The following is a 20,771-nucleotide window of genomic DNA, read 5'->3' on the forward strand; positions in this document are numbered from 1 at the left end:
TTCTGATCCCTCTGCCGGCTATTGTGGCCGTCCGGTAGACGCCGAACCCTGATCCTCATGAATGGGATCGGTATGCAGGGTTCGGGTGGTAGGGCGCAGGCGTTCAGTGCCGCGTTTGCTGCTGCGCGTGCCACCAGATCGGCCTTGCTAGCCGACGAGCGCGAGCAAAAGAAGCGCCGGAAGGCCCGCAAGCGCGCCGTCATGCCTGACGGTCTGACCGAAGCCGAACAACGCACCTGGCGCCTCAAGGAACAACTCCGCTTCGAAGACGCGAAAAAGTTCGCAGAGAACGCCCGTTTCGAAAGCGGTCTCGTCGACGAGCGCCTCCGGGAAGGCTTCAAGCTCCTGTTCCCCCGAAAGATCTGCGGGCGCTGGCGCGAAGGCGTTTGCGAAAAGGGCTTGCGTAGCGTCGCTTTCGGACTCCCCGGGCAGATGCTCGTCGCGTCGACCCACAAGCGCGGCGATCTCCGGGTGTCCTGGGATAAAGCGGCTCTCGGCGTCGAGAGCCGTTCCAAGCTGCTGTCGCTTGACCTGCCGTATCTCGAAGGCAACAAAACCTTCCTCTCATTCTGGCGCATCGACCTCGACATGTCCTGGTCGTCAATCGAGTCGTTCAAGGACGACATCCATCAACTCGTGGGCTGCAAGATCCCGTTCGCGCCGCATCTCGTCGCGGGAGACGAACTCCGCGATGGCACGTTCGTGAGGCCGCACCTCTATTTCTTCTTGCCTCCGGGCGAGGCCGTCTGGAACGACCCCGAGGATCCACGGTGCAACATGTGCACGGTGAAGTTTTTCGAAGGCGTCTACTACGGCATCGTAGACGCGCTGAAGTCGATCAAGGCTGACCCGGGCGCTCCCGCGACGACCCAACGCGGCAAAAACCCACTGTCGCCGCTCCTGCTCGGTTTCACGATGAACGACCGCGAGTTCATGTCGATGTCGCGTTGGGCAGGGTGGGTCGACACTTCTCTCAACCGCGATGCACTCGTGCGACATGCCGCGGCGGAAAACGCCGGCCTCGACATCAAGACCTCAAACCAGTTCTTCACCGCGGTCCAGAAGCAGGCATACAGTCTCCTGCGTCGCTGGTACTATAACTCCGACCTTCGTCTGCGCGCCCGCGACCAGGGCGGTATCGCGGATGAGCTGCATCAGGCCCTCGAGCCTGTCGCGCAGGAGATGTCCGCGCGCATGTGCAGCCACATCTCTGAGCATCAGGTGACCCTGATGGTCGCCCGGGTCTCGTCCTACGCCGCTGGCGCGTTTGATCCAGCAAGGCTCGAGAAGGACATCGTCCGGAAAGCTCTCATGCACATCGTTGACGGCCTCACGACGGTCAGGGAACGGCAGCAGGTCGCCGCCGAATATGCATCGAAGGAGAAGGCCGAAAAGACGCTCCGGCGCCTCGTGGGCGCATGGGATTCTCTTGCCGTAGAATCCTTGCACGTCTCGAAGGCGGCGCTGGCCCGCGAGGCCAAGGTTTCCCGTCCGACCGTCTACGCGAGATGGGCGGAACTGCAGGCCGTCCTTGAGGTCCGCAACGGGTGTAAAGTTCGGTGTATAGATAAAAAGCTTCCCACTGGCACGGCCATGCCTGGATTGAAGGGCACGGCACTGCAGGACAGGAGGCCTCTCGGAAAGCTACATGGCCAGTCCGAGCACCCCATGGCCCAGACCAGAACGATGGCGGAAATCCAGCCCTTCGTGACTCGGAAACGGGAGACCGCATTCCGCATCTCTCGGGACGTCCTGCACGAAACCCATCCTGGCGCCGTCGGTCCAGCATGGTGCGGGGCTCAGTGGCTCGACGAGGAAGACGACGAGGATGCAATGCTGATTGCAATGCAGGAATCCTTCCCCGCGGAAGACTATGTCGCCGCTGCCGAGTGGCTCTGTGAAGATCCTTAGCACACCACGCCACAATGAGCATCGCGGAACGTCGCGCCTACAACCGCGCCAGGGTCGCGGAGAACCGGCAGCGCCGGCGCGAAGCCCCGCTATCGTTGAACCTGATCCGACCCCCCCGACGTGAGAGCTGCGCTCGCTGATGCTGCTCTGGCGATCAATGCGCCTGGGGCGGAAGAGATCTGGCGCGTCTTGATGGCCGCGTTTCCATCGAAGCCAAGTCTTACGATGAGCGCGAAGCTCCTAGTTGGGGCTTGTCGAGCCCGGGCTTTCGACGAGATCCTGGGGGACCCTGCATTACCCCCATCAAACCATGTTCATGGCACTATGCTGGCGGAGAGTGACGACGACCGACACGAGGCAGGGATGAGGCGCTGATGGCGCTGTCCAAGCATCTGACGGCGAGACCTGGTACATCTCAGCTCCTGCAGATCAGCGTCGTGACTAGATGTGCCGAAAGAAAGCCAAGAGCCGGGAGCGGCAGAGATCGCTGTGGACCGCGGAGAGGTTTCCCACACCGATGCGAATGTTCGGGCCGCCCTGGCTGACGTAGCGCAGCTCATTCTGGCAACCGACGCACCCAGGGCGGACCAGATACGAACTGTGCTCGGGAAGTATTTGAGGCACGACCGGACGTGCCGCTGACCGTGTCCTCCAGGGCGAAGACCGGAGCGCTCAGGACGAAACTACTTAGGCTCCCAGCACCTCATCTTAAATTATCCTGATGCGCGGCAGGCTCCCTTTGTCGCTTGCATGCGCATCCGCTCTCATGAGTCACGTAGAGACGGCTCGTAGAGGCGAGGAGAATGCCGAGACCGGAGAATCCAAGTGAGGCCGCCAAAAGGGAACGCCAAGCACGCTACAGACAGCGTCTTGAAGACCGAGGCCGTCCCGAATCGTCTGAGGTCGACGTTGCGCTAGCTGCCGCGACGGCGGCTTACGTCAACGCGGTGAATGCGATCCCCGTAGGGCAGGGCGATTTCCGCACAGCTCTGAAAGCGATCCTTCGGGGCACTGTCGACATCCTAGTTCGGCGTGGATGCTCGTCGGACGAAGCGATTGCTATGGTGCGCTGGCGCGTGTCGCGGGAAACTCGCCCGGACATCGATGCGCTCATTTCGGCTTCACGGATGCCGCAGCGGCTCGGATTGGGGGAGGTCACGTGAAACGGTCTTCTCCCCGTTACTTGGTAGAACCGAATCCAAAGCCCCTCGATTCTCTACGAGGCGGCCATGGCCGATCGGCTGACCGCTGCTCTCGACGCGCGACGTCATGTCGCCCGGCTCGATCCTGATCATGCCAGGCGGCCAAGGCGTAGGCTTGGCACGGAGCGACATTGCCCTCGGTCATCGTCTCGCAGTGACGAGCGCGGCTTCGCGAAGGGCGGCCCAATGGGCGCTACGGCGATCGCGCTTGCGGCTCGCTACCGCCGTCAAGTCCCGACAGGTATCTGACGGATCAGGGGGATCTCTTCGAATGAGCGCAGTGATTCATCCTGGTCTTTTGCATGAACTCAGCAAATCCTTGCGCCACGAAACGAGGTGAGACGGGTCGATGCGAGGAACGGAATCGGAAGAACTCAAACGGGGACGGGCGCTTTCGCGGAGGACAAGAGACATCGCGAAATCGTATGGTCTCGATAGTCGTGCCGCGCTGCAGCGTTGCGTTTGCGAGGCCGTGTTGTGGGCGCTCCAAGACGTGTCCGCGCATGATTTCGTCGTCAAAGGAGGGCTGCTAGAGGATCAGCGTGTCCGCGAGACAGACAATGCCGACATCTCATATTTCGTCCCGCGAACCGTGAAGGAAATCCAATCCGACCTTTCGTTGGCTGCCGAGCAGCTCCGGAATTACGGCATCCTCTGGTCACTCGCCGAGTTAAAGATTCTCGAAATGAACGGCCGGGTTCATGGTTGCCGTGTTCCGGTACGCGCGGCCCTCGGTGACACCCGTGTCGCAACGCACGTGGATATCAGTTTGGGCGACCTGCCTGTCGGAGCGGTTCGCCGCCTGTTTGGGTCAATTTTCAAAGGGCCAGAATTTTTGGCCTGGGCGCAACCGCTTGAAGCACAAGTTGCCGACAAATTCGCGATCATCGTCACCAACGGGGTGGCGAACACCCGGCTGAAAGACTACCGGGACCTGTTGCTGGCCCGATGGAAGGGGCTGGACGACACCAAGATTGCTCGAGCTCTGCATCGCACGATCCGCGAGCGAAATGCCGATACAGGTCTTCTTCTGGGCATTCCGGACGGGTTTGGTTTTGAGTTCGCGGATGCGAAGAAAGCGGAATGGAAAGCCTTTACCCAGGACGGCGGTGATTTCCTCGACGTCGTCTGCCAGCTGCGGCGCTGGTACGCCGAAATCTCCGACAGGCTTTATAAACTCGCCGCGGCCGGCCCGCTGGAGCCGCGTAGCCACGTCCAGGCGCCGGGTCTTGAGATGCCAAAATGCAACGTCATCGAGCTGTCGGCGTATCGCCGGATGCGCGCGTGAATCGCAGGAGAATTTCGATGGCCCGCTCAAACCGTAAGCCCGACTCTGTGCTGCCCGTCGACGAGGAGCCCGAGGTCCCTCTCACGAACTGGACTCTGGTCCATCATTCTGGCGTCGGCTATCGCCTTGCCGGATATCGGGAAGACTCCGCCCAAGGACGGATGACGTCGAAGGTTGTGGCCTTTGACCTCAGTGCAATGATGGCGACGACGAAGTCTGGGCGTATCTATCACCTCCGCGGTGACCAGGATCCCGATGCTGCTCTCCTGGTTGTAAAGGCATACATGGCAAGGTGGGGCATCGGCGTCCGCGACATGGCGCTGGCAGATGTCGAAGAACTTGAGCAGGGGCTTGGGTCAGCGATGGGCGTCACCATGAAGATGCCGACGCTCAATTGAATTCTGATCCGGGTGAGGGGGGCGGCGCTACGCATAAAGCTCGTCCCATTCTTCGCCCATTACCTATCTGAACGCCGACAATTCCCATTCAACATGCCCCATTCGAACTTGGTCCCAAGGTTCTCGGCGCCAATTTCCTCTTTCGTCTGTCGAGTGGCTTCAAGCGCTCGCCGTCGTCATGGGTTGTTCTTTCTCATGGGATTATCTGGCTCGTCCGGAACCGCGGCGACCCGCTGAACCGCCTCTCGTTTATGTTTGGCGCCTTGTCCCAGGCTTTGCGACATCAATGATCATTCTCACAGGAGCCACATGAGGGGATCACGATGGTCGAAAAAACCGAGCGCGTAGTGCATTTTTGGGCACTTATTTCCGAAAATGGGCGCGGCCCGCACGTCGCGGGAATGGACGCTTTTGGAGTGATGTGCACGTCGACGGCCCTGGTCGAATTTGACCCTATTGCAGGGACTGCCAAGACTGCATCGGGCCGCCCGTATCGTCTCGATGGCCCGCCTGAGCCCGACTACGGTCTCGCTGTCGCGCATGAGCTTTGGTCGCGTGTCTACAATCTGGAGGGTTCCGACATTAGAAGCCTGTCGCCGGACGAAGCGGTGGCACTGATATCGAAGCGCGGAAACAAGTTTTTTGGGTGTTCGCCCAAAGCCTATGGCCGCGGAAATGTTTTCCGAGATCTCGATCTACCCAATCCGGATGTCCTGATGGTCAAAACCGACGCCGCGATCAGTATCGCTTCCCTGATTCACGAGCGTGGCCTCTCCGTCGAAGAGGCTGCCGAGATCGTCGGGATCGAGGCCCATCAGCTGCGTGGGATCATTGAGCGAGGACGGTTTGACGATGTGAGCGTCGAGCGGCTGGACAAGATCGTGGAGGCATTGGAGACGCATGCGCCAGGGACGCAGCCGTGATCGGTCATGAGCGTGAAGCCAAGACGTCATGTAGCAAAGGATGCATGTTTGGCCCATGGACCACGTCGATCATCTGGAGCGTATGGTAGAGCTCGGTATCAGCGCCGGTCACAGCGAGCGCGGCTGGAATCGATTCAGCCGCGTTCACTATGAGATCGGTTCGAGGTGGCTGGGCGGCCAAGATGGTCGCCCAGCCGGCCGGTATCAATGCATCACCGCCGAGTTTATCATCGCCTTTGCCCTCGACAGGACGCCGTTTTTCGCGAACCATTCGTTCTCATACTCGATGCGGAACACCTGCGTGCCGAGCACGACGTCGCCTTCGAAGCCTCCATCTTTCAGAGGTGTGACGACGCAGTCAATGCCTAGGCCGTTGCCCTCCATCCACGCGCAATAGGAAAAGATTTCCGGCTCGTATTCCCAGATGGATGTCGGGCTACCGGAGCTGTCTTCCGAGGCCTCCTGCTCGTCTTCCGTGAGCCTACCGACCACTATGTAGCCGAGGCGTTTTCCGGCGGCGATACAGGCGAGCCTTGCCCCCACGAGCGTGGGCCAGTCACCATGCCAGATGGCTTCCTGGTTGGTGAGATCGAAGAGATAGCCTTCGAATACCCCTGCCGTCCCTCTGACAACACAAATCTCCACCTCCTCGTCGAGGCGCAGTGTGTGCTCGTCACGCCCGTAATCGTAGGTCCAATTGTAATTCCCTGGCATCGTATACTCCTTACTTGCCTGCTGGGTCGAAGAACGTTGATGTCTGCAGCTGCGCCGCAGGTCATTTCCGAGACATTTCCGGAATGACGGGCATTTTTAGCAGACTATTTCGCCATATTCAACACGTACAAATACATATATCGAGATATTTAAGATAGTTGCACAAAATAGGAAATAAATACTAATAGATGATGGTCGTAAGAATTAGAATATACTTATCCTTTATTTTGTATTTCCAATCCTAAATCTGTAGGATTGAATCCTTGTGCGAAGGGTTCGTTGATGCCGTTTGGAGCGGGGCCATCGAAGGCAGCAAGGATTCGGACGCGCTTCGTCCGCGACCGGCTTCCGTCGTCAGTAGAAAATTATTCCTGATGGACTCGCTACATCCGCCCTTTCGACGTCCGGTCCGGGGGATATTTCTCAGCTGTGACGGTCGGCATGGGCAACTTAGGCTCCTGGCGGCGAAGTGGCGGGCCACAATCGTTGGCAGTCGACCGGGTCGTTAACCGGGGATCCGGAATTCCCAGATCCCTGCTCGCCTTGGGTTCGGCATCGTTGACCGTAAGCGATACGCCTTGTCGCACGGAAGATGTGGCAAGTGGATGGACCGCCTATCCGATCATGTGGATCGACCAAGTGACGCTTGACGGCCAAGCGGCGGAACGTCCGTGCCTATCTGAGAACCTCTTCATGGCGTCCAAATTGTTGCACAAATACAACGGCAAGAGGGCTCGCCAAAAATTTCCCGCGCCAAATTTGTTGACCAGCCCCAGTGTTTGCTGAGATCGGTCAACCATTTGTTTAAAAACGCTTATTTGACCCGAAGATGAATCCAACGAACCCTTGAAGGCACCGGCAACAAGGGATTTTCGAATGCGGGTCTTTTCCACTTTCTCAGGCATTTCAGCTGCAAGCGTCGCATGGAGACCACTGGGCTACCGCTTCGTCGGTTTTTCGGAGATCGAGCCGCTCCCCTGCCATGTGCTCCACCATCGCTGCGGAGCAAGCCAACCCAGGCGACTGCCGATAGGTGACGTCAAGCGCGCCAAAGCAGTCGCCGGGCTTCCAGAGGCAGGCATTCCGAATCTTGGTGACATCAGCCAGATCACGGATGAGGATCTGCAGGCGCTTGGGCCTGTCGATGTATTGGAGGGCGGAACGCCCTGTCAGGACTTCTCGGTGGCGGGTCTGCGCAAGGGCCTGGCCGGCGCCAGGGGAAATCTGACGCTCGCGTTCTGCGACCTAGCCGAGCGGATGCGTCGCGTCAACAATCTTCAATTCATCGTTTGGGAGAACGTATATGGGGTCCTATCGGACAAGACGAACGGTTTCGGCAACCTCCTCGCGGCGCTCGTCGGGGAAAGTCGCGCACTGGTCGCGCCAGGGCAAAGGTGGACGAACGCGGGTCACGTTGCTGGACCCGAGGGGGAGGTCGCATGGCGGGTCTTTGATGCTCAATATTGGGGCGTCCCCCAACGTCGCCGTCGCGTCTTCGCTGTGGCAAGTGTTGGAGACCGACAGATCGATCCTCGAGCCATATTGTTTGAGCCCAAAATACTGCGCCGGCATTCTGAGGCGAGCGGAAACCTGGGGAAAGGTGCTCCCTCTGGTAGTGACCGAGACACTATTGTCGGTCCGCTAGCTTACGCGCTCTGTGACGACTATGTGCCAAAAGCTTCGCCTGACCTCGCCTATAGCCTGCTCGCCGGGTCGGCAACAGGCACCGGACACACCCCGTGTGTCGTGCACAGGCAGGCAATTGCGAATACGGCGAATCCAGAAAATCGGGCCGTAGGTATTGATGCGCCTTCAATCGTCGCAGCAATACCGCCCTCAGCGGAATGCGACAGCAGCCTGCCGCCGAGCGTCACGCCTCCTGTCATGCGAGCGCCGGCCAACGGCGCCTCGCGGCGCTGCCGTGGGGGAACACGTTCCACTGCAAGCGGGCGCCAACGCCAGCGTCGACCCAGAGATCGGCGGCAGGCTGGGGTGGCTTCGGCTGAGGCGCCGTGGATCGTTCGGCGTCTCCTTCCTGTCGAATGTGAAAGGCTGCAGGGATTTCCAGACGGTTGGACCGGTGTGCCGTTTCGCGGTCGCAGAGCGGCGGACACGCCCCGCTACCGCGCGATCGGCAATTCCATGGCCGTGCCCTGCATGCGTTTTATTGGCGAGCGGCTGCTGGAGTGCTGGCTGAGCGAAGGGCATGGCCCGCGAGGCGTCGTATGACCCTGGGGTTCGTTGGATCGCGACACTTATGCCGCAGGCCTAGACCATAGATCACCAGCGCGACGTCCAAAAGCGCTGGTGAATTACGGAACGCAATAAGCGCCCAAATCGCAGCTCCTACGTTTAGGACGGCAAGGACGTCGGGCGACACGGCACGATGCGGACAGTCTGCGCGGTAATGAGCGCCGTGGCTTTCTTCGCCGACAAGGCGGCGACCGCGATCATCAACCCGACAGCCGCCGAATGCGATGCCGCATCCGTGCCTTCAGCGAGCGCCAACAACGCACGTGCAGTTGCTTTCAAACCTTCACCTTCCCGCTCGATCATGAGTGCGCGCGACAAGAGAGGGCGTACGGTCCTTGGATCGGGCGAAGGGTAATCGTTTGCGATTGCCGGCTTTGTTCGGCGGGCACGGGTCCCCCACCAGGCTTTCGGCGACCCAGCGTGCATGGACGACGGCTCAGTCACGAGTTGCTCCCGGCCTGATCATTCGTCCCCCCTGGCTGTCGGTGCGAACTCGTTTCAAATTTAACGGATCTTCGAATGCATGATTCATCTCGTCACCAACATCCCGTTTCCGGATCTGGATCTCCTGCGCCCCCACTGCTAAGGACGCTGCGCCCCGGGGATGTTGCGACATGGCCGCCGCCGGGCCGAGATTCCTCCTCTATCGTAGATCAGAGACTGTCCGTAGCTGCTGAGCCGCGGCCGACTCGCGTGTACCGTCACTTCGACGGAGCGCGGTCCCTAGCCAACAATAGGAGATCGAGATGGCTACCACCCTTACCAACCGCGTCGCGACGATGACGATGGGCTATTCGACTGAACCCTGGAAGCCGGAAGGCTCGCGCCGCCCGGATTCGTCGCGGGTCCCCGTCGGCTACGACGTCCCGCTGCGCGAACTGCCGCCTGAAGTACAGGCACAGTTCGTCGAGTCCGTCGACAATCCTCCCGAGCCTTATGCAGTCCGGACGTCCGGACTGGACGGCGACGAGGCGGTCGTCGAGTTCGACTTCCGCCTTTCGGACGAGACCGCACGGAGGCTGCGGATCAAGCCCTTGGCAAGGCTGGTCGTCGCAGGGCACGGCCCTGACGCCGGATACCCCGGCCGCGTCAGCATCCACTGGTCGTCGCCGAAGTCTGGCAATGATCGTCTGTTCTCCGGTTCGGAGACCCAGTTCTGCACGGAGGGGACGTGGGTTGAGAGGGCTGACGAGGCTATCGGCCAGCCCGGACGTACGCTGCTCGAGCTGCTCGAAGGCGCACTCGACGGCTAGCGTCGCCGCGTTTTTCAGGCGGCTCCATGACATACCATTCCGCGATGATTTCGCGGAATGGTACTCGGCGTACCTGGAGACAAGTAGCCCACGTTTGCGCTGACAGATGCCAAAGCCCCGCCCTGGCCGGTAGGGCTTCTTTGGCCTCCAGATGGAAATCGTACTGGCAGCCCGTCTGTCGAGCCACAACGAGCTCGCTGGCGATGCGATGGGAATCTCAGCCGCTGCGCTTGAGACGGTCCCGGATCTCTACGTAGTGGTCGCGCTCTTCTTGGTGTGATGCGGTCCTCACAGCAACCGACCTTCTTCCACGCCGAAGGCCTCTTTGAGGTCCCATTTGGGACCGCACTTGTCCACTCGGCGTTCGACATCGAGCTCCCGTTCATGGATCACGGTAAGCGCATGCGCCACGTCGGCCAGCACCTCGGTGCTGTTCCCGCCCTCCTCGCGGTAAAGGGAAAACCGGTTGTCGATCGCCACGGTCATGTATGCGATGCACTCTTTGATATGGTCGAACGCGGCTTGGCCGTAGAGACGGTCGTCCTCGTCACCGTTGCGGTCGGTCCAGCCGCCGCTCGGAATCTCCGTGGCGTCCAACCGAAGCTCTTCGGAATCGTGCAGTCCTACCGAGATCACACCGTAGAGCGCGATGCGGCGTCGGCGAAGTTCAGTGTCAGTCATGTTCACCTCCTCATTAGGGACTTCGTTGTCGAGGTTCCATACGAGGTCCCCATATATGCGCTGTGCTGGTCGGCTGCGCCGCATAGGTTGGGACACCGCTCAGGCTGCGTCGAGATCGTTGAGGATGTCACGCGCGACATAATCGCAGACGTGATAACCGAGCGCCGCCACGCGCGCGCCATCGCTGGCCTCCCAATCCATGAGGCCGATTTGGTACAAGTGGTAGACGGTATTGCCTGCGCCTCCCGAAACTCCGCGAGCCCCGCGGACTTCGTTCCAGGCCATCGAATGGCCTCCGATGGATTCGATTTCCGCCTGCGCAGCCTTGACCGTCGTCCCTTGTGCGAAGACCGCGCCGGAGTTCCCATTGACGACGACGTAACCTTGCGGAGCCGACGCCAGATCGGCGAGCGTCTGCAGTGCCTCGCCGACGGCGTTGGCGGCGAGCACCCACCGGAAATTTTGCTGAAAGCCGTCCGTGCACGCTTCGAGGAAGGCCTCGATGGCCGTATCGGCGTCGTAGTAGTCATAGATGCCGGGACTATCCTCTTCCTCCTTGATGGCGTACTCGATGACCCTGGCGGCGAATTTGGCCGAGCCTTCGTCATCCGGCAGATATCTGCCCATCAGTGCGATGATGCGGTCGTTCAGAATGTTGGTATCCATGCCATTCTCCTCGTTTTCCGTGCCGGGATGTCCCCGTATATGCGGCGCTCGTCGGCTGCGCCGCATTCGCTGGGATATCGCTCAGGCGGCTTCGGACGTGCTGTAGATGCTGCGTAGATGATCCTCTGCGCTAACGCCGAGCGGCATCGTGGTCGCGGGTCCGGTCATAGTCGCCGCTCGAGTTGCGCGTGCGGATCTCATATTGGTTGACGCGGGACTGCCCGACGTGCGGCAGCAGGTGCTCGGTCCGGCCGACGGTGACGGATTTCAATGACTTCGCCATGGTTTCCTCCTTCAAATGTAAGCCGCAGTGCACTTCCGATAACGCAAGGATTATGCGTAATGACGATCAAGGCAAGCCTGGTTCAGAATTTATTTTGATACTTGCAAAGTGCAATTTGCAACTTTCAAGCTTCTTAAGATGCCTGTAAACAAATTAAATTTCGAAAATCTGCATGTAGATTGCAGAAAACTCCGGCACGATTGGTAGCGGGACCTAATCACCGACAATTTTAAGGAGTTCGTTCGATGAAAGCTGCTGTCCGTCTCGCCCTGGAGGCTGCCGAAGCCATCCTGAAGGCCATCCTCGCGATCATCGCCGCGTTCTGTCGGCTGCTCGGGGTAGCGTCGCCGTCAATGCCCCAACCGCCGAGACCGACGACCACGCCGGAGGACGTCGCCGCGGCCTACCGCGACGAGTACACTCGCGAAATCGCGAACGATCATGCGCACGCCTCTGACGTCGGAATGGCGGTGCATCAGTACGCCGCTGCAATTGACCCAGCGATCCGCGGAGCCGTCGATATTTCCGGGTTATCAGCAGAGCAGACGGACTGGCTGCTCGGCCTTAGGGAAGAGGACCTGCAGCGGTTGGTCGCCGCGGGGCCGAAGGCGTGCGAGCTTGCCGTCTCGGGAAAGAAATGCGGCGTCGTCGGGTTGCCGATCCCGACAACGCCGCAGATCGAAGGACCGAGGACCGTGAGGCACCCGGCGCGCGACTTGCTAGTGGATCGAATCCGTGATCATGCCGCTCGCGTGAAGCTGGTCACGTAACGCGTTCCAGGCCTCCTCGCGTTTCTGCAACTCGCGCTCGCGCAGGCGAGCGATAGCCGCGTCAGGCGACTGGCCGCCGCGGATCGCACGATAGTCCCGGAGCGCGCGCTCCGCCTCAGGGACCTCTTGCAGAAGGTCCCTGAATTCTTCGTACAGCTTGTCGATTTTCGCCTTCTTCATGCTGCCATCCGCTGACGATCGATGTATGCCTGCCGTTGCTCGAGCGCGCGGCGCAGCTTCGCGTTCTCGGCCCGCTCAACGGCGAGATCGCGGACTGCCTGCCGGGCGATGCGGCCAAGGGCTTCGGCGTTGCCGAGAGCGGCCGACACGGCAGCGTCGTACGCCGCCTGTTCGCGAGCCTCACGGTCCTGGCGGACGCGCTCCATCGCGTTGGCGTGTCCCGTGAAGAGGACGGCTCCAATCCCGACGCCGAGCGCGGTTGCCTGAAGCCCGACCGCTGTTCCGACGTCCATTCCCCGATGCTGTGCCATCACGAAAATCTCCTGTTCCCGAGCCTCGCATAGAGGGATCCAGGAGGGATCTAAAGGGGTCGATCGAATTGAATCCGTCGGCGATTAGGTTTTTGCAGCCGGCCGCACAACCCTTGTCTGCAGACAATGATGAGGAGGGCGTTATGCAACAGGGTTTCACGAGCAATCTTGAGGTGACGCGGGTCGAGAAGGACGGCAAGACCGTCGGACGGCAGCACGAAGAGACCACCTTCATGGATGCGACCGCAGGACTGTGCGGCGTCGCAAGGACGCTCGCGCTCGAGGCGCGCAGATATTACAGCAACGGCATGCGCGCCCGCGCCGTCGGCCCAGACCAAATGCTTGATCTCCAGTGCAATGCCGGGCATCGCATCGAACAGATGTCAGCGCGCCTGTTTAAGCTCGACGGCAGGACGGCGACGATGGCGGACCTATCCGACGACGTGCGCCGGATCGACGCCGACGCTCTCTCGTTGCCCAGGCTGCGTGATGAACACCAAATTATTTCTGCCGCAGGACGTCGATTTTCTCGAGGAGTGGCGGGAGAAGACGGCCGAACACCGCAGCCTGAATTTGGCGGAGCGTTTCCTGCTGCACCATTCTGTTGGCCGGATCGCCGCTAACGAGATTCGGGAGTAGGCCAGTCGGACCATGTCCGAAGGCTGGTATGACCCGATGCCCCGACGCGACCTCAACGAGACCGTCTCCAAGATCAAATGCTTCGAAGACGAGCGCGACAAGGCGGTCGCCCAGGCCGACACCGCAGCCTACACGCGAGACGCTATCGTTGCACGATGCAGGGATCAGGAGGCGCAGCTTGCCGTCGAAGGCCGAGTGCTTGGGATGGACGTCCAGTCCGTCGACGGCGTGACCACTGTCAGCGTATCCGAAGTCATCGAACCCGATTTCACCGTCGGCAGCCGCATTCGCTGGATCACGGTGACGACATCCGGCACCGATGCAGCCACCGTCATTCGTCGGCATCAGGAGACGGTGGACGGATAGAATTCTACGACCAGGAAAGCGAGGCAGCATGACCGTTACCTCCGTCGACGACGAACCCGAGATCGGGTTGATGCACTGGACGCTCGTCCAACACAACGGCGTTGGCTACCGCCTCGTAGGGGCACACGAAGACACCAGCATCGGCCGCATTTCCAGCCCGATCGTCACGAACCGTCGACGAGCTGATGACACGAACCTACGCCAAGTTTTTCAATTATGCCGCCGGTTTTCTGGCCGGCAGAAGCGCGGCCACAGTGCATTCGCGATGTTCGCGTCAGATTCCTTCGGCCCGTTTTTCCCTATCGATACTTCTCTTCCGACGACATGCCGCCGCCGTCGGGTGGGCGTCCCGATGGTCCGGTGGAGGAAGACCCGGACGAGGGAATTAGCGTGCTGCGCATCGCGATCGAGAGGAACGATCTCGAGAAATAGGTGTTGTGGCCTCAGGTCACGCTTTGTCGGAAGCATAGAAAGCACGTCGCCCATGAGCGTAAGCGATTGGGTGGCCGCTTTCCACCATGCGCTAGACGGAAATCTCACGGGCCTGAAGGTCCCCGTCTACTGTCTCAGCTTGCATCGATTTGCCGTTCCTAAATAAGCATTGCATAATTTATTTGGTCGACTTAAGCTGTTAGATCATAAATAGAAAATGGTGGGCTTTTCTGGGTGGGGTGTAACGGATGCTCGCGGGGATGTTCCGCGCCGTAATTGCGCACGGAAGAGTATTTTGTTGCGACATTGTCCAACGCAGCTTTGATCAGCGCGAACAAACGGCGGGGGCATTTTTTTGACCCTGTCCAAGGTTTCGTCGATTTCGGTGATCGTCAAGTTTTACAACTGACCGGAGTCGCCGAGGCTGAGCCTCCAGTCGCTCGCCAGCCAGACCGAGCGCTACGTAGAGGTCATCATCGCCGACGATGGGTCGCGTCCAGACACGGCCGACATGATCAAGGCCCTTGCTCGGTCTGCATCGGTCCCGGTCAGCTCCAACGCTACGCCGTCGCGCTCGACAATCCACCGCTCCTGATCGTGTCGGACATCGGACCATGACCAGGATTTACACCGACTGGACCAACAGCGTCTCCAAGGTCCACAAGATCGCGATCGCGGTCTTCGACTTGGCCGAGGCCGGCGGCATCGAGCGGGATGCCGCGAGGGTGGCGCGTGCGTTGATCGATCGCGGCCACGACGTGAGATTGTTCAGCACGTCGGCCGGGCCGCTTGCCGAGGGCATTCCGACCACCATACTTCCCGCCCGGGGACTGACCAACCATAGCCGGATGGCTACGTTCGCGAACGATCTTGAGGTTATCGATCGTCGCAAGCAGTTGGTCGTCGGCTTCCAGAAGCTGACCGGGCTCGATGTCCTCTATTGTGGCGATTGGTGCTTCACCGAGCGACCGCTGCCGTTCTGGAAACGACTGTTGCCGCGCTACCGGGTTATGCGTCGGCTCGAAGGGGCGTGTTACGGGCCGCGGTCGAACACGGTCCGGCTAATGCTCAGCCAGCCTCAGGCCGATGCCTATCGGCGGGCGTGGTCGATCGCGCCCGAACGCATGGTGGTCCTACCGCCCACACTCGATCCCCGCCGTCTCCTCGCCTCGCCAACGGAATGCGAGCGCCTGGAATTGCGCCGATCCCTCGGCGTCAAGGAGGGGCAGAGCGCGTGGCTATGGATCGGCCTGCAGCCAAAGGTCAAAGGCCTGGACCGCGCAATAACCGCACTGTCGCTGGTTCCAGACGCGCTGCTGGTGGTCGCCGGCGTCGATCCGATGCAGAAATGGGCTCGCCGGATGTTCGAAGAGGCCGGCAGGCGCGGTTGCCGCGACCGTATCCTCCCTGTCGGCAGGGTCGACCATTCGATGCTCGATCGTCTTTTCGGCGCTTGCGACCTGCTCGTTCATCCCGCCCGGCTGGATGTGACCGGCACGGTCATCGTCGAGGCACTCGCTGCGGGCCTGCCGGTTATTACGACGGCGACCTGCGGTTACGCCGTGCACGTCAGCGCGTCAGGTGCCGGCATCGTGCTTCCGCCGGATGCGTCGGCGTCGATGATCGCTGAGGCGGCGGTCGCCTCCAAGTACAAGCGGGCGAGCTTCAGCAAACTGGCGCACGGGTATGTCGGGAAGACCGAACTGACTACCGGAATTCACCACGCTGCAACCAGGATCGAAGAATTCGCGAACCGGGGCTCCGCACTGCCCTTGGAGACAGCAAGCGGGCGATAGCTTGATTTTAGCAGGCTGATGCGAGCAGCCCCGAAAGTCGCGTTCACCGAGCGCGGGTTGGCATGGTGCGGGATCGATCTGAGGACGATTGAGCGTGCAAAATGCATGGTCTGTTCTCGTCGCCCATAGAATGGTCGATTCCCCGATGTTCCAACGATGTCTGCGGTTCCCTTCGGCTCGATCCGGCCCGCTTCCTGATGAGCTCGGGCACGCCTATCTCGACTATTTCACCCATGAGAGGCGCGGCCTGCCTCGCCTGTCCCGGGCGAAACGCGCATATCTTGAATCTGTCTATGGTCCGAAGGCGCAGAAAAGCCCGGGCGATCGGCTGCGCTCGCGGATCTTCGCTTTGCGTTATCGTTGGAAACTCGAAGCGACGACCAGATCTGTCACATCGACATCGAGTCTCCGCCCTCAAGGTCCTCGATATCGGCTGCGGTGACGAGCGCGCTCTTTGGACGATGAAGCAACTGGGTTGTGACGTGGTCGGTGTCGCGTTCGACGGCGAGGCCGCTGTCACTGCCCATGAGTTCGGGCTGGATGTCGGGCTTTGGTCGCTTTACGAACGGGGCTTTGCGAGGGCGACCTTTGATGCGGTTATGATGGGTCATGTCATCGAGCATCTGCCTGGCCCGAAGACGACGCTGCGGGAATGCCTCAGTACGCTGAAGCCTGGCGGCCAGCTGCCTATGCTGACCTCGAACGCCGATCCTGGGGGCCAAAGACATTTCGGTCGCGAGTGGGTGGCTTCGACGCGCCGCATCACCTCAACATCTTCACGTCGTCAAGCATGACCGATCTGCTTAGGTGCGTCGATTTTTCGGATCCGGTGGTGGAAACCACGCCGGCTGGCGCCGACCGTATCGACGTGATGAGCCGACGAATCCGCAAGACCGACCATGGCGGCATCCTCGAGCCGTCCGGGTAGCTGGAGAAGCGATACGGACGCGTTATGCCGCTTGTCGAAAGACTGGTCAACGCCGGCGGGGGTGCTCGCGGCTCGAAGTTAGTAGTGAAAGCCAGAAAGTCCTTAGGGTGAATGCATCGCTATCGTTAGGATCGCCGCCAATCTCGCATTCTCCGCTCCCATCGTCGCAAGACAGAATTGAGCAAGACGCGCGGCAGCGGTCGATATGGCATGGAGGCATTAGCAAGCTGTTTGCCGAGTATGGTCGCGACGGTAGCGTATGATCGCTGCAGGTGAACGGCCTCCACCCTCGCGCTGTCGATGTTCTTGGCCGGGTGCGCGGCGACTTCCGCGATCGCTTCGCGCCACGCCTGCGGGGTGTTGGCCACCAGTGGCGCCGGCGCGAGATCGCTGTTTCGGTATGGCCAGGCCGCCGAGTAGACCGCTGGAATGCCGTGGCCGAGGAAATCAACTGCCTTGATGTCGGACTTTGAATCGATGAAGGCCTGATGGTTGTCCGAATGGATCGGCAACGGCGCGACCGCCATCGTTTCGCCGACCGAGGCGAGAAATCTCCGGTAGTCGGCGAAGACCAGTCTGGGGACATGCTCGACCTGGCGGAACGAGGACCGGATGTGGTCGGGAAAGCGCCCGATCAGGATCGCCGTTAGGCCGAAGTCGTTCGCGACGGCGGCAATCGCCTCTGCAAGTCCCAGACCCTCGATTTCGACCATCGGAAGGTCGCTCGAAACCCAAAGCAGCTTCGTAGCCGGGGCGGCCCATCTGCTATCGTTCACCGCGACAGGCTCGAGACCGTTTGGAACGACGATGCTGCGATCTCCAAAATCTATACCGATCGCTTCTTGGAGCTCGGTTGCGAGCTTTTGATTGGGCGTCAACACGGCATCTGCATGAGCGAGGCACCAGGCGATCCTGCGGCTGGTCTCGTGCGTGTCGCGGTGCTGGTGAGCCGGCAGCCGAGGGATCAGGTCGTCGATGTCATAAATGAACCGGAGGCTATGACGCGCTAGAAAATCGAGCTGCGCTCTGCTGATATTCCTCTGCACAATCGCGGCATTGAAGTGATCGAAACCACGCCGCCCAATAGGCGCCAAGTCACGGTCCAGCAAGACATAGTCTGCTATCACCTTGGTCCTGGTCAGCGCATCGAGCAAAGGCGCGAGACGTATTTGGCAAATCTCCGGTTCGCTGGCGAAAACGGCCACACTGAGGTTCATCGTCGCTGACCACGTTAAGATGGCTCCGGTTATTTCCGGAGGAATGGCAATGGGTTACGCTTTTTAGTGGGGTTGTGGCAACGGGACGCCGCGCCATGCTCGTGGCACCAAGGCCAATTCCCATGGGTTTTTCTCAAGACCAGCTTCTGGCGCAACCGACCTCCAGTGTGGTCGATTGCAATGTCGCCTTTCAGGCGACGGCAAGGCTGACCGCTACGGCGGAGAAGGCCGCCCCCCATATGGGTCGTTCCATGGGGCTCCGCGACCTCGACGTTTCTAATCGTGACGGTCCTCGTGCTTCCTCGTGCTTGAAGCGCACCAGCGCCTCAGGCCCGAATTTGTCCTCGATCACGGCGAACCCCGTTCCGAGACTGTGATCCTTGAGTATGTGGATCGCATCCCAAATACCAGTCCATCGCGACATGAGTGCGCGGGACGTTTCCCGCATGAGCAAAACAGAACGTCAGCGAATTCTAGAAGTAGGCTTTAGGGAGCGGATGCGAAGACGGGTTCCTGGCCAAAAAAGCATTCGCAAGGGTACAATTCGAAATCGTCCGTTTCGAAGAAAGAAGGAAATCTAGGCGTGGTCGCAAGCGATCACAACAGTTTTCCGCTGAATTCTGAAATTGCTAAGATGGGGCGGCCGGCGCGCGCTCGGAATGGAGCTCCCAGACGATCATCTGTCAGCGTTGATTGCTGTTGCGCTATCTACTCTACCGTTATGCTGGATCTTCGCACCAGATCGGCACGCGATTGATCTTAATCGCCACCAAGCGGCGGATACGTAGTCGGCCGTGAACAATGAGAGGGATCAGGCTTCGAGTTCCTTGGGGCGACTTTGGAGGGCGGCGATGAGAAGCCACAAAAGAGCCTTCAGCCACCTGAGCACGAGGGAGAAGTTGTAGCCTGCGGCGGCCAGGATGGCGTTGACGGCGTCGCCCTGCTTGCCGGCGAGGTAGTTGCGGCCCATCCGGTGCTCGGCCTTGATGTGGCCGATCACGGGCTCGATGGCGGAGCGGCGGCGCATCTGGCGCTTGATGAGCGGGGTGACGCGGCGTTTCTGGCCGCTGGTGAAGACTCTGAACGTGTGGCTCTGCGGTGCGTTGTGGCCGCGATAGCCGGCGTCGGCGAGGATGCGGCTGATCTCGTTGCCAATGGCCTTTTCCATGTCGGGGATGACGCTTGCGAGCGTGTGGCCGTCATAGGGATTGCCGGGAAGCGCTTTTGCATGCAGGGCGAACTGGCCGCCCTTCGAGCGCTTCAGCCGTGGTGGCCACCGACACCTTCACCCCGAACTCGTAGGGCGCATGCGCCTTGCCCTTGCCGATGCATTCCACCTCGTGCGCGTGCAGGCTGTAGATCTTGCGGCCCCGCTGGCGCTGGCGCTGCTGGAGAACGGTGGCGGCCTGGTAGAGCGGCCATTTGAAGAGCGCGTCCAGTTCCGCATCGCCGGCGATCTGGCGGGAGATGTCGCGAAGGGTCCGGCCGAGATAGGTCTTGAGCCTGCGCAGCGCCTTGTTGGCCCGGTTGAACTGCTTGGCGTGGGCATAGCGCTGGTGCTTGATCAGCGCCAGCTTGCCGACCCGCACATAGCTCTGGCGCAAATTGAGCCCCGTCTTCTGGCCAGCCGCACCAGCCGTTCACGCGCCCGGTGGATGAGCTTGGCGTCGGTCGGGAACATAACGTTCTTCGGTTGCACGGTGGTGTCGACGATGACCTGGCACGTGTCGGCCGGCTTCATCGCCCCGGTCTTGACCGCAAGGCTGAGGCTTTCCTGCAAGAGCGCCATGATCCGCTCTTCGCCCATGCGGCTGCGCCAGCGCGTCATCGACGAGCGGTCGAACGGCAGCGTATGGTAGAAGAACGCCTCGCCGGTGAGATACTGGAAGTAGGGGTTCTCCACCCAGCGCTCGCACAGCACCTCGTCCGACAGGTTGAAGGTGTGCTTGAGGATCGCCAGCCCCGCCATCAGCCGGGTCGGCAGCGGCGGCATGCCAGGGCCGTCCGAATAGACCGTGCCGAAACGCTCCTCCAGAACCGGCCAGTCGATCGCCTGCGCCAGCCGTACCAGCTCGTGCTTCATGTTGATGATCTGATCGAGCCTGGAGCGGAACAGGTCCTGCTCCCCCGTCTCGCGTGGCCTGGACACTCGCCGTCCCCTCGATTCGCCGCCGCCGAACCGAGTGAATCACGCTCCGCAGCACAAGGGAATCGCAAAATCGAATTGCACGAAAACAGCGCCCAAACACCACAAATCCGGCATGCAATTCCAAAGCCGTCGTCCGCCTTAATCAGGATGCCAGATCAACGGCTTGCGGATAGTTCACGGCCGACTACGTAGGCCGACCGCTTCGCGCCCGGTGGCACGAATGACGGCCACACCCGGGACAGACTGGAAATGGCAGTCACTCCTTCGTCGACTGCTTTCCCAAAGAATCCCTTCTCAAACCAAGTTCAAGCCCAAAATTCCCATATGCGATTCCCCTGCCCGGGACAGGGATAGAAATGGTCCTGTTCATCAACCGGATCGCCTCAGCGGCAAGTCATCTGGCATTGGGAG

The 20,771-nt window shown here is 60.5% G+C and carries 21 protein-coding genes and 1 pseudogene; 13 read left to right on the forward strand and 9 right to left on the reverse strand.

The window, feature by feature from the left end:
• Positions 1–144: 144 nt before the first annotated feature.
• The 4 genes from BPNPMPFG_RS31750 to BPNPMPFG_RS31765 all read left to right on the forward strand — a co-directional run bounded on the left by BPNPMPFG_RS31750 (position 145) and on the right by BPNPMPFG_RS31765 (position 5,722).
• Positions 145–1,911 carry a hypothetical protein gene (locus BPNPMPFG_RS31750; RefSeq protein WP_258592481.1) on the forward strand — a complete coding sequence of 589 codons (1,767 nt, stop codon included), beginning with the start codon at positions 145–147 and terminating at the stop codon, positions 1,909–1,911.
• Positions 1,912–3,462: 1,551 nt separating this feature from the next.
• Entirely contained in the window at positions 3,463–4,401 is a 939-nt protein-coding gene (locus BPNPMPFG_RS31755) for a nucleotidyl transferase AbiEii/AbiGii toxin family protein (RefSeq protein WP_258592482.1), read from the forward strand.
• A 17-nt stretch (positions 4,402–4,418) separates the two neighbouring features.
• A complete protein-coding gene (locus BPNPMPFG_RS31760; protein WP_258592483.1) occupies positions 4,419–4,799 on the forward strand; it encodes an SANTA domain-containing protein in 381 nt (126 codons plus the stop codon).
• Between the two features lie 323 nt (positions 4,800–5,122).
• The gene (locus tag BPNPMPFG_RS31765) at positions 5,123–5,722 is read left to right on the forward strand and encodes an XRE family transcriptional regulator (RefSeq protein ID WP_258592484.1); all 600 of its coding nucleotides are present in this window, start codon (positions 5,123–5,125) and stop codon (positions 5,720–5,722) included.
• A 204-nt stretch (positions 5,723–5,926) separates the two neighbouring features.
• Here the strand turns inward: BPNPMPFG_RS31765 and BPNPMPFG_RS31770 are convergent, their stop codons facing one another.
• A complete protein-coding gene (locus BPNPMPFG_RS31770; protein ID WP_258592485.1) occupies positions 5,927–6,436 on the reverse strand; it encodes a hypothetical protein in 510 nt (169 codons plus the stop codon).
• Positions 6,437–7,312: 876 nt separating this feature from the next.
• Between BPNPMPFG_RS31770 and BPNPMPFG_RS31775 the strand changes: the two genes are divergently transcribed.
• On the forward strand, positions 7,313–8,665 hold the full coding sequence (locus BPNPMPFG_RS31775) for a DNA cytosine methyltransferase (RefSeq protein ID WP_258592486.1): 1,353 nt from the start codon (positions 7,313–7,315) through the stop codon (positions 8,663–8,665).
• A 123-nt stretch (positions 8,666–8,788) separates the two neighbouring features.
• On the opposite strand, the gene BPNPMPFG_RS31780 is transcribed toward BPNPMPFG_RS31775, so the two are convergent.
• Positions 8,789–8,992, reverse strand: coding sequence for a hypothetical protein (locus tag BPNPMPFG_RS31780; RefSeq protein WP_258592487.1), 204 nt, complete (start codon positions 8,990–8,992; stop codon positions 8,789–8,791).
• Positions 8,993–9,435: 443 nt separating this feature from the next.
• On the opposite strand from BPNPMPFG_RS31780, the gene BPNPMPFG_RS31785 reads away from it, so the two are divergent.
• On the forward strand, positions 9,436–9,942 hold the full coding sequence (locus tag BPNPMPFG_RS31785) for a hypothetical protein (protein WP_258592488.1): 507 nt from the start codon (positions 9,436–9,438) through the stop codon (positions 9,940–9,942).
• Positions 9,943–10,230: 288 nt separating this feature from the next.
• Here BPNPMPFG_RS31785 and BPNPMPFG_RS31790 read toward each other — a convergent pair whose 3' ends face one another.
• The 3 genes from BPNPMPFG_RS31790 to BPNPMPFG_RS31800 form a co-directional block, all read right to left on the reverse strand.
• A complete protein-coding gene (locus tag BPNPMPFG_RS31790; protein WP_258592489.1) occupies positions 10,231–10,623 on the reverse strand; it encodes a hypothetical protein in 393 nt (130 codons plus the stop codon).
• A gap of 99 nt (positions 10,624–10,722) precedes the next feature.
• Positions 10,723–11,289: a hypothetical protein gene (locus BPNPMPFG_RS31795; RefSeq protein ID WP_258592490.1), complete on the reverse strand. Its 567-nt coding sequence runs from the start codon at positions 11,287–11,289 to the stop codon at positions 10,723–10,725.
• A 130-nt stretch (positions 11,290–11,419) separates the two neighbouring features.
• Positions 11,420–11,572, reverse strand: a complete 153-nt coding sequence (locus BPNPMPFG_RS31800; RefSeq protein ID WP_258592491.1) for a hypothetical protein — start codon at positions 11,570–11,572, stop codon at positions 11,420–11,422.
• Between the two features lie 245 nt (positions 11,573–11,817).
• Between BPNPMPFG_RS31800 and BPNPMPFG_RS31805 the strand changes: the two genes are divergently transcribed.
• Entirely contained in the window at positions 11,818–12,342 is a 525-nt protein-coding gene (locus tag BPNPMPFG_RS31805; protein ID WP_258592492.1) for a hypothetical protein, read from the forward strand.
• Here the strand turns inward: BPNPMPFG_RS31805 and BPNPMPFG_RS31810 are convergent.
• Both BPNPMPFG_RS31810 and BPNPMPFG_RS31815 read right to left on the reverse strand, forming a co-directional pair.
• Positions 12,292–12,522, reverse strand: a complete 231-nt coding sequence (locus BPNPMPFG_RS31810) for a hypothetical protein (protein WP_258592493.1) — start codon at positions 12,520–12,522, stop codon at positions 12,292–12,294. The two genes, BPNPMPFG_RS31805 and BPNPMPFG_RS31810, sit on opposite strands and share 51 nt — an antisense overlap.
• A complete protein-coding gene (locus BPNPMPFG_RS31815) occupies positions 12,519–12,833 on the reverse strand; it encodes a hypothetical protein (protein ID WP_258592494.1) in 315 nt (104 codons plus the stop codon). Before BPNPMPFG_RS31815 ends, BPNPMPFG_RS31810 begins: the two co-directional genes overlap by 4 nt.
• A 143-nt stretch (positions 12,834–12,976) precedes the next feature.
• Here BPNPMPFG_RS31815 and BPNPMPFG_RS31820 point away from each other — a divergent pair, with 143 nt between their 5' ends.
• The 6 genes from BPNPMPFG_RS31820 to BPNPMPFG_RS31840 all read left to right on the forward strand — a co-directional run bounded on the left by BPNPMPFG_RS31820 (position 12,977) and on the right by BPNPMPFG_RS31840 (position 16,994).
• Positions 12,977–13,456, forward strand: a complete 480-nt coding sequence (locus BPNPMPFG_RS31820; RefSeq protein WP_258592495.1) for a hypothetical protein — start codon at positions 12,977–12,979, stop codon at positions 13,454–13,456.
• A gap of 28 nt (positions 13,457–13,484) precedes the next feature.
• Complete coding sequence (locus BPNPMPFG_RS31825) at positions 13,485–13,838, forward strand: hypothetical protein (protein WP_258592496.1); 354 nt, start codon at positions 13,485–13,487, stop codon at positions 13,836–13,838.
• Positions 13,839–14,745: 907 nt separating this feature from the next.
• Positions 14,746–14,865, forward strand: a complete 120-nt coding sequence (locus BPNPMPFG_RS43260; RefSeq protein WP_413776891.1) for a hypothetical protein — start codon at positions 14,746–14,748, stop codon at positions 14,863–14,865.
• A gap of 19 nt (positions 14,866–14,884) precedes the next feature.
• The gene (locus tag BPNPMPFG_RS31830; RefSeq protein WP_258592497.1) at positions 14,885–16,066 is read left to right on the forward strand and encodes a glycosyltransferase family 4 protein; all 1,182 of its coding nucleotides are present in this window, start codon (positions 14,885–14,887) and stop codon (positions 16,064–16,066) included.
• A 461-nt stretch (positions 16,067–16,527) separates the two neighbouring features.
• Positions 16,528–16,860: a class I SAM-dependent methyltransferase gene (locus BPNPMPFG_RS43265; protein WP_413776892.1), complete on the forward strand. Its 333-nt coding sequence runs from the start codon at positions 16,528–16,530 to the stop codon at positions 16,858–16,860.
• Entirely contained in the window at positions 16,857–16,994 is a 138-nt protein-coding gene (locus tag BPNPMPFG_RS31840) for a hypothetical protein (protein WP_258592499.1), read from the forward strand. The genes BPNPMPFG_RS43265 and BPNPMPFG_RS31840 overlap by 4 nt, the downstream gene beginning before the upstream one ends.
• Positions 16,995–17,119: 125 nt before the next feature.
• On the opposite strand, the gene BPNPMPFG_RS31845 is transcribed toward BPNPMPFG_RS31840, so the two are convergent.
• The gene (locus BPNPMPFG_RS31845; protein WP_258592500.1) at positions 17,120–18,211 is read right to left on the reverse strand and encodes a glycosyltransferase family protein; all 1,092 of its coding nucleotides are present in this window, start codon (positions 18,209–18,211) and stop codon (positions 17,120–17,122) included.
• 811 nt (positions 18,212–19,022) lie between these two features.
• Positions 19,023–20,360: pseudogene (locus BPNPMPFG_RS31850) on the reverse strand (IS5 family transposase).
• Positions 20,361–20,771: the final 411 nt, after the last annotated feature.

The organism is Mesorhizobium sp. AR07 (assembly GCF_024746815.1).
In the GTDB taxonomy this organism is placed as follows: domain Bacteria; phylum Pseudomonadota; class Alphaproteobacteria; order Rhizobiales; family Rhizobiaceae; genus Mesorhizobium.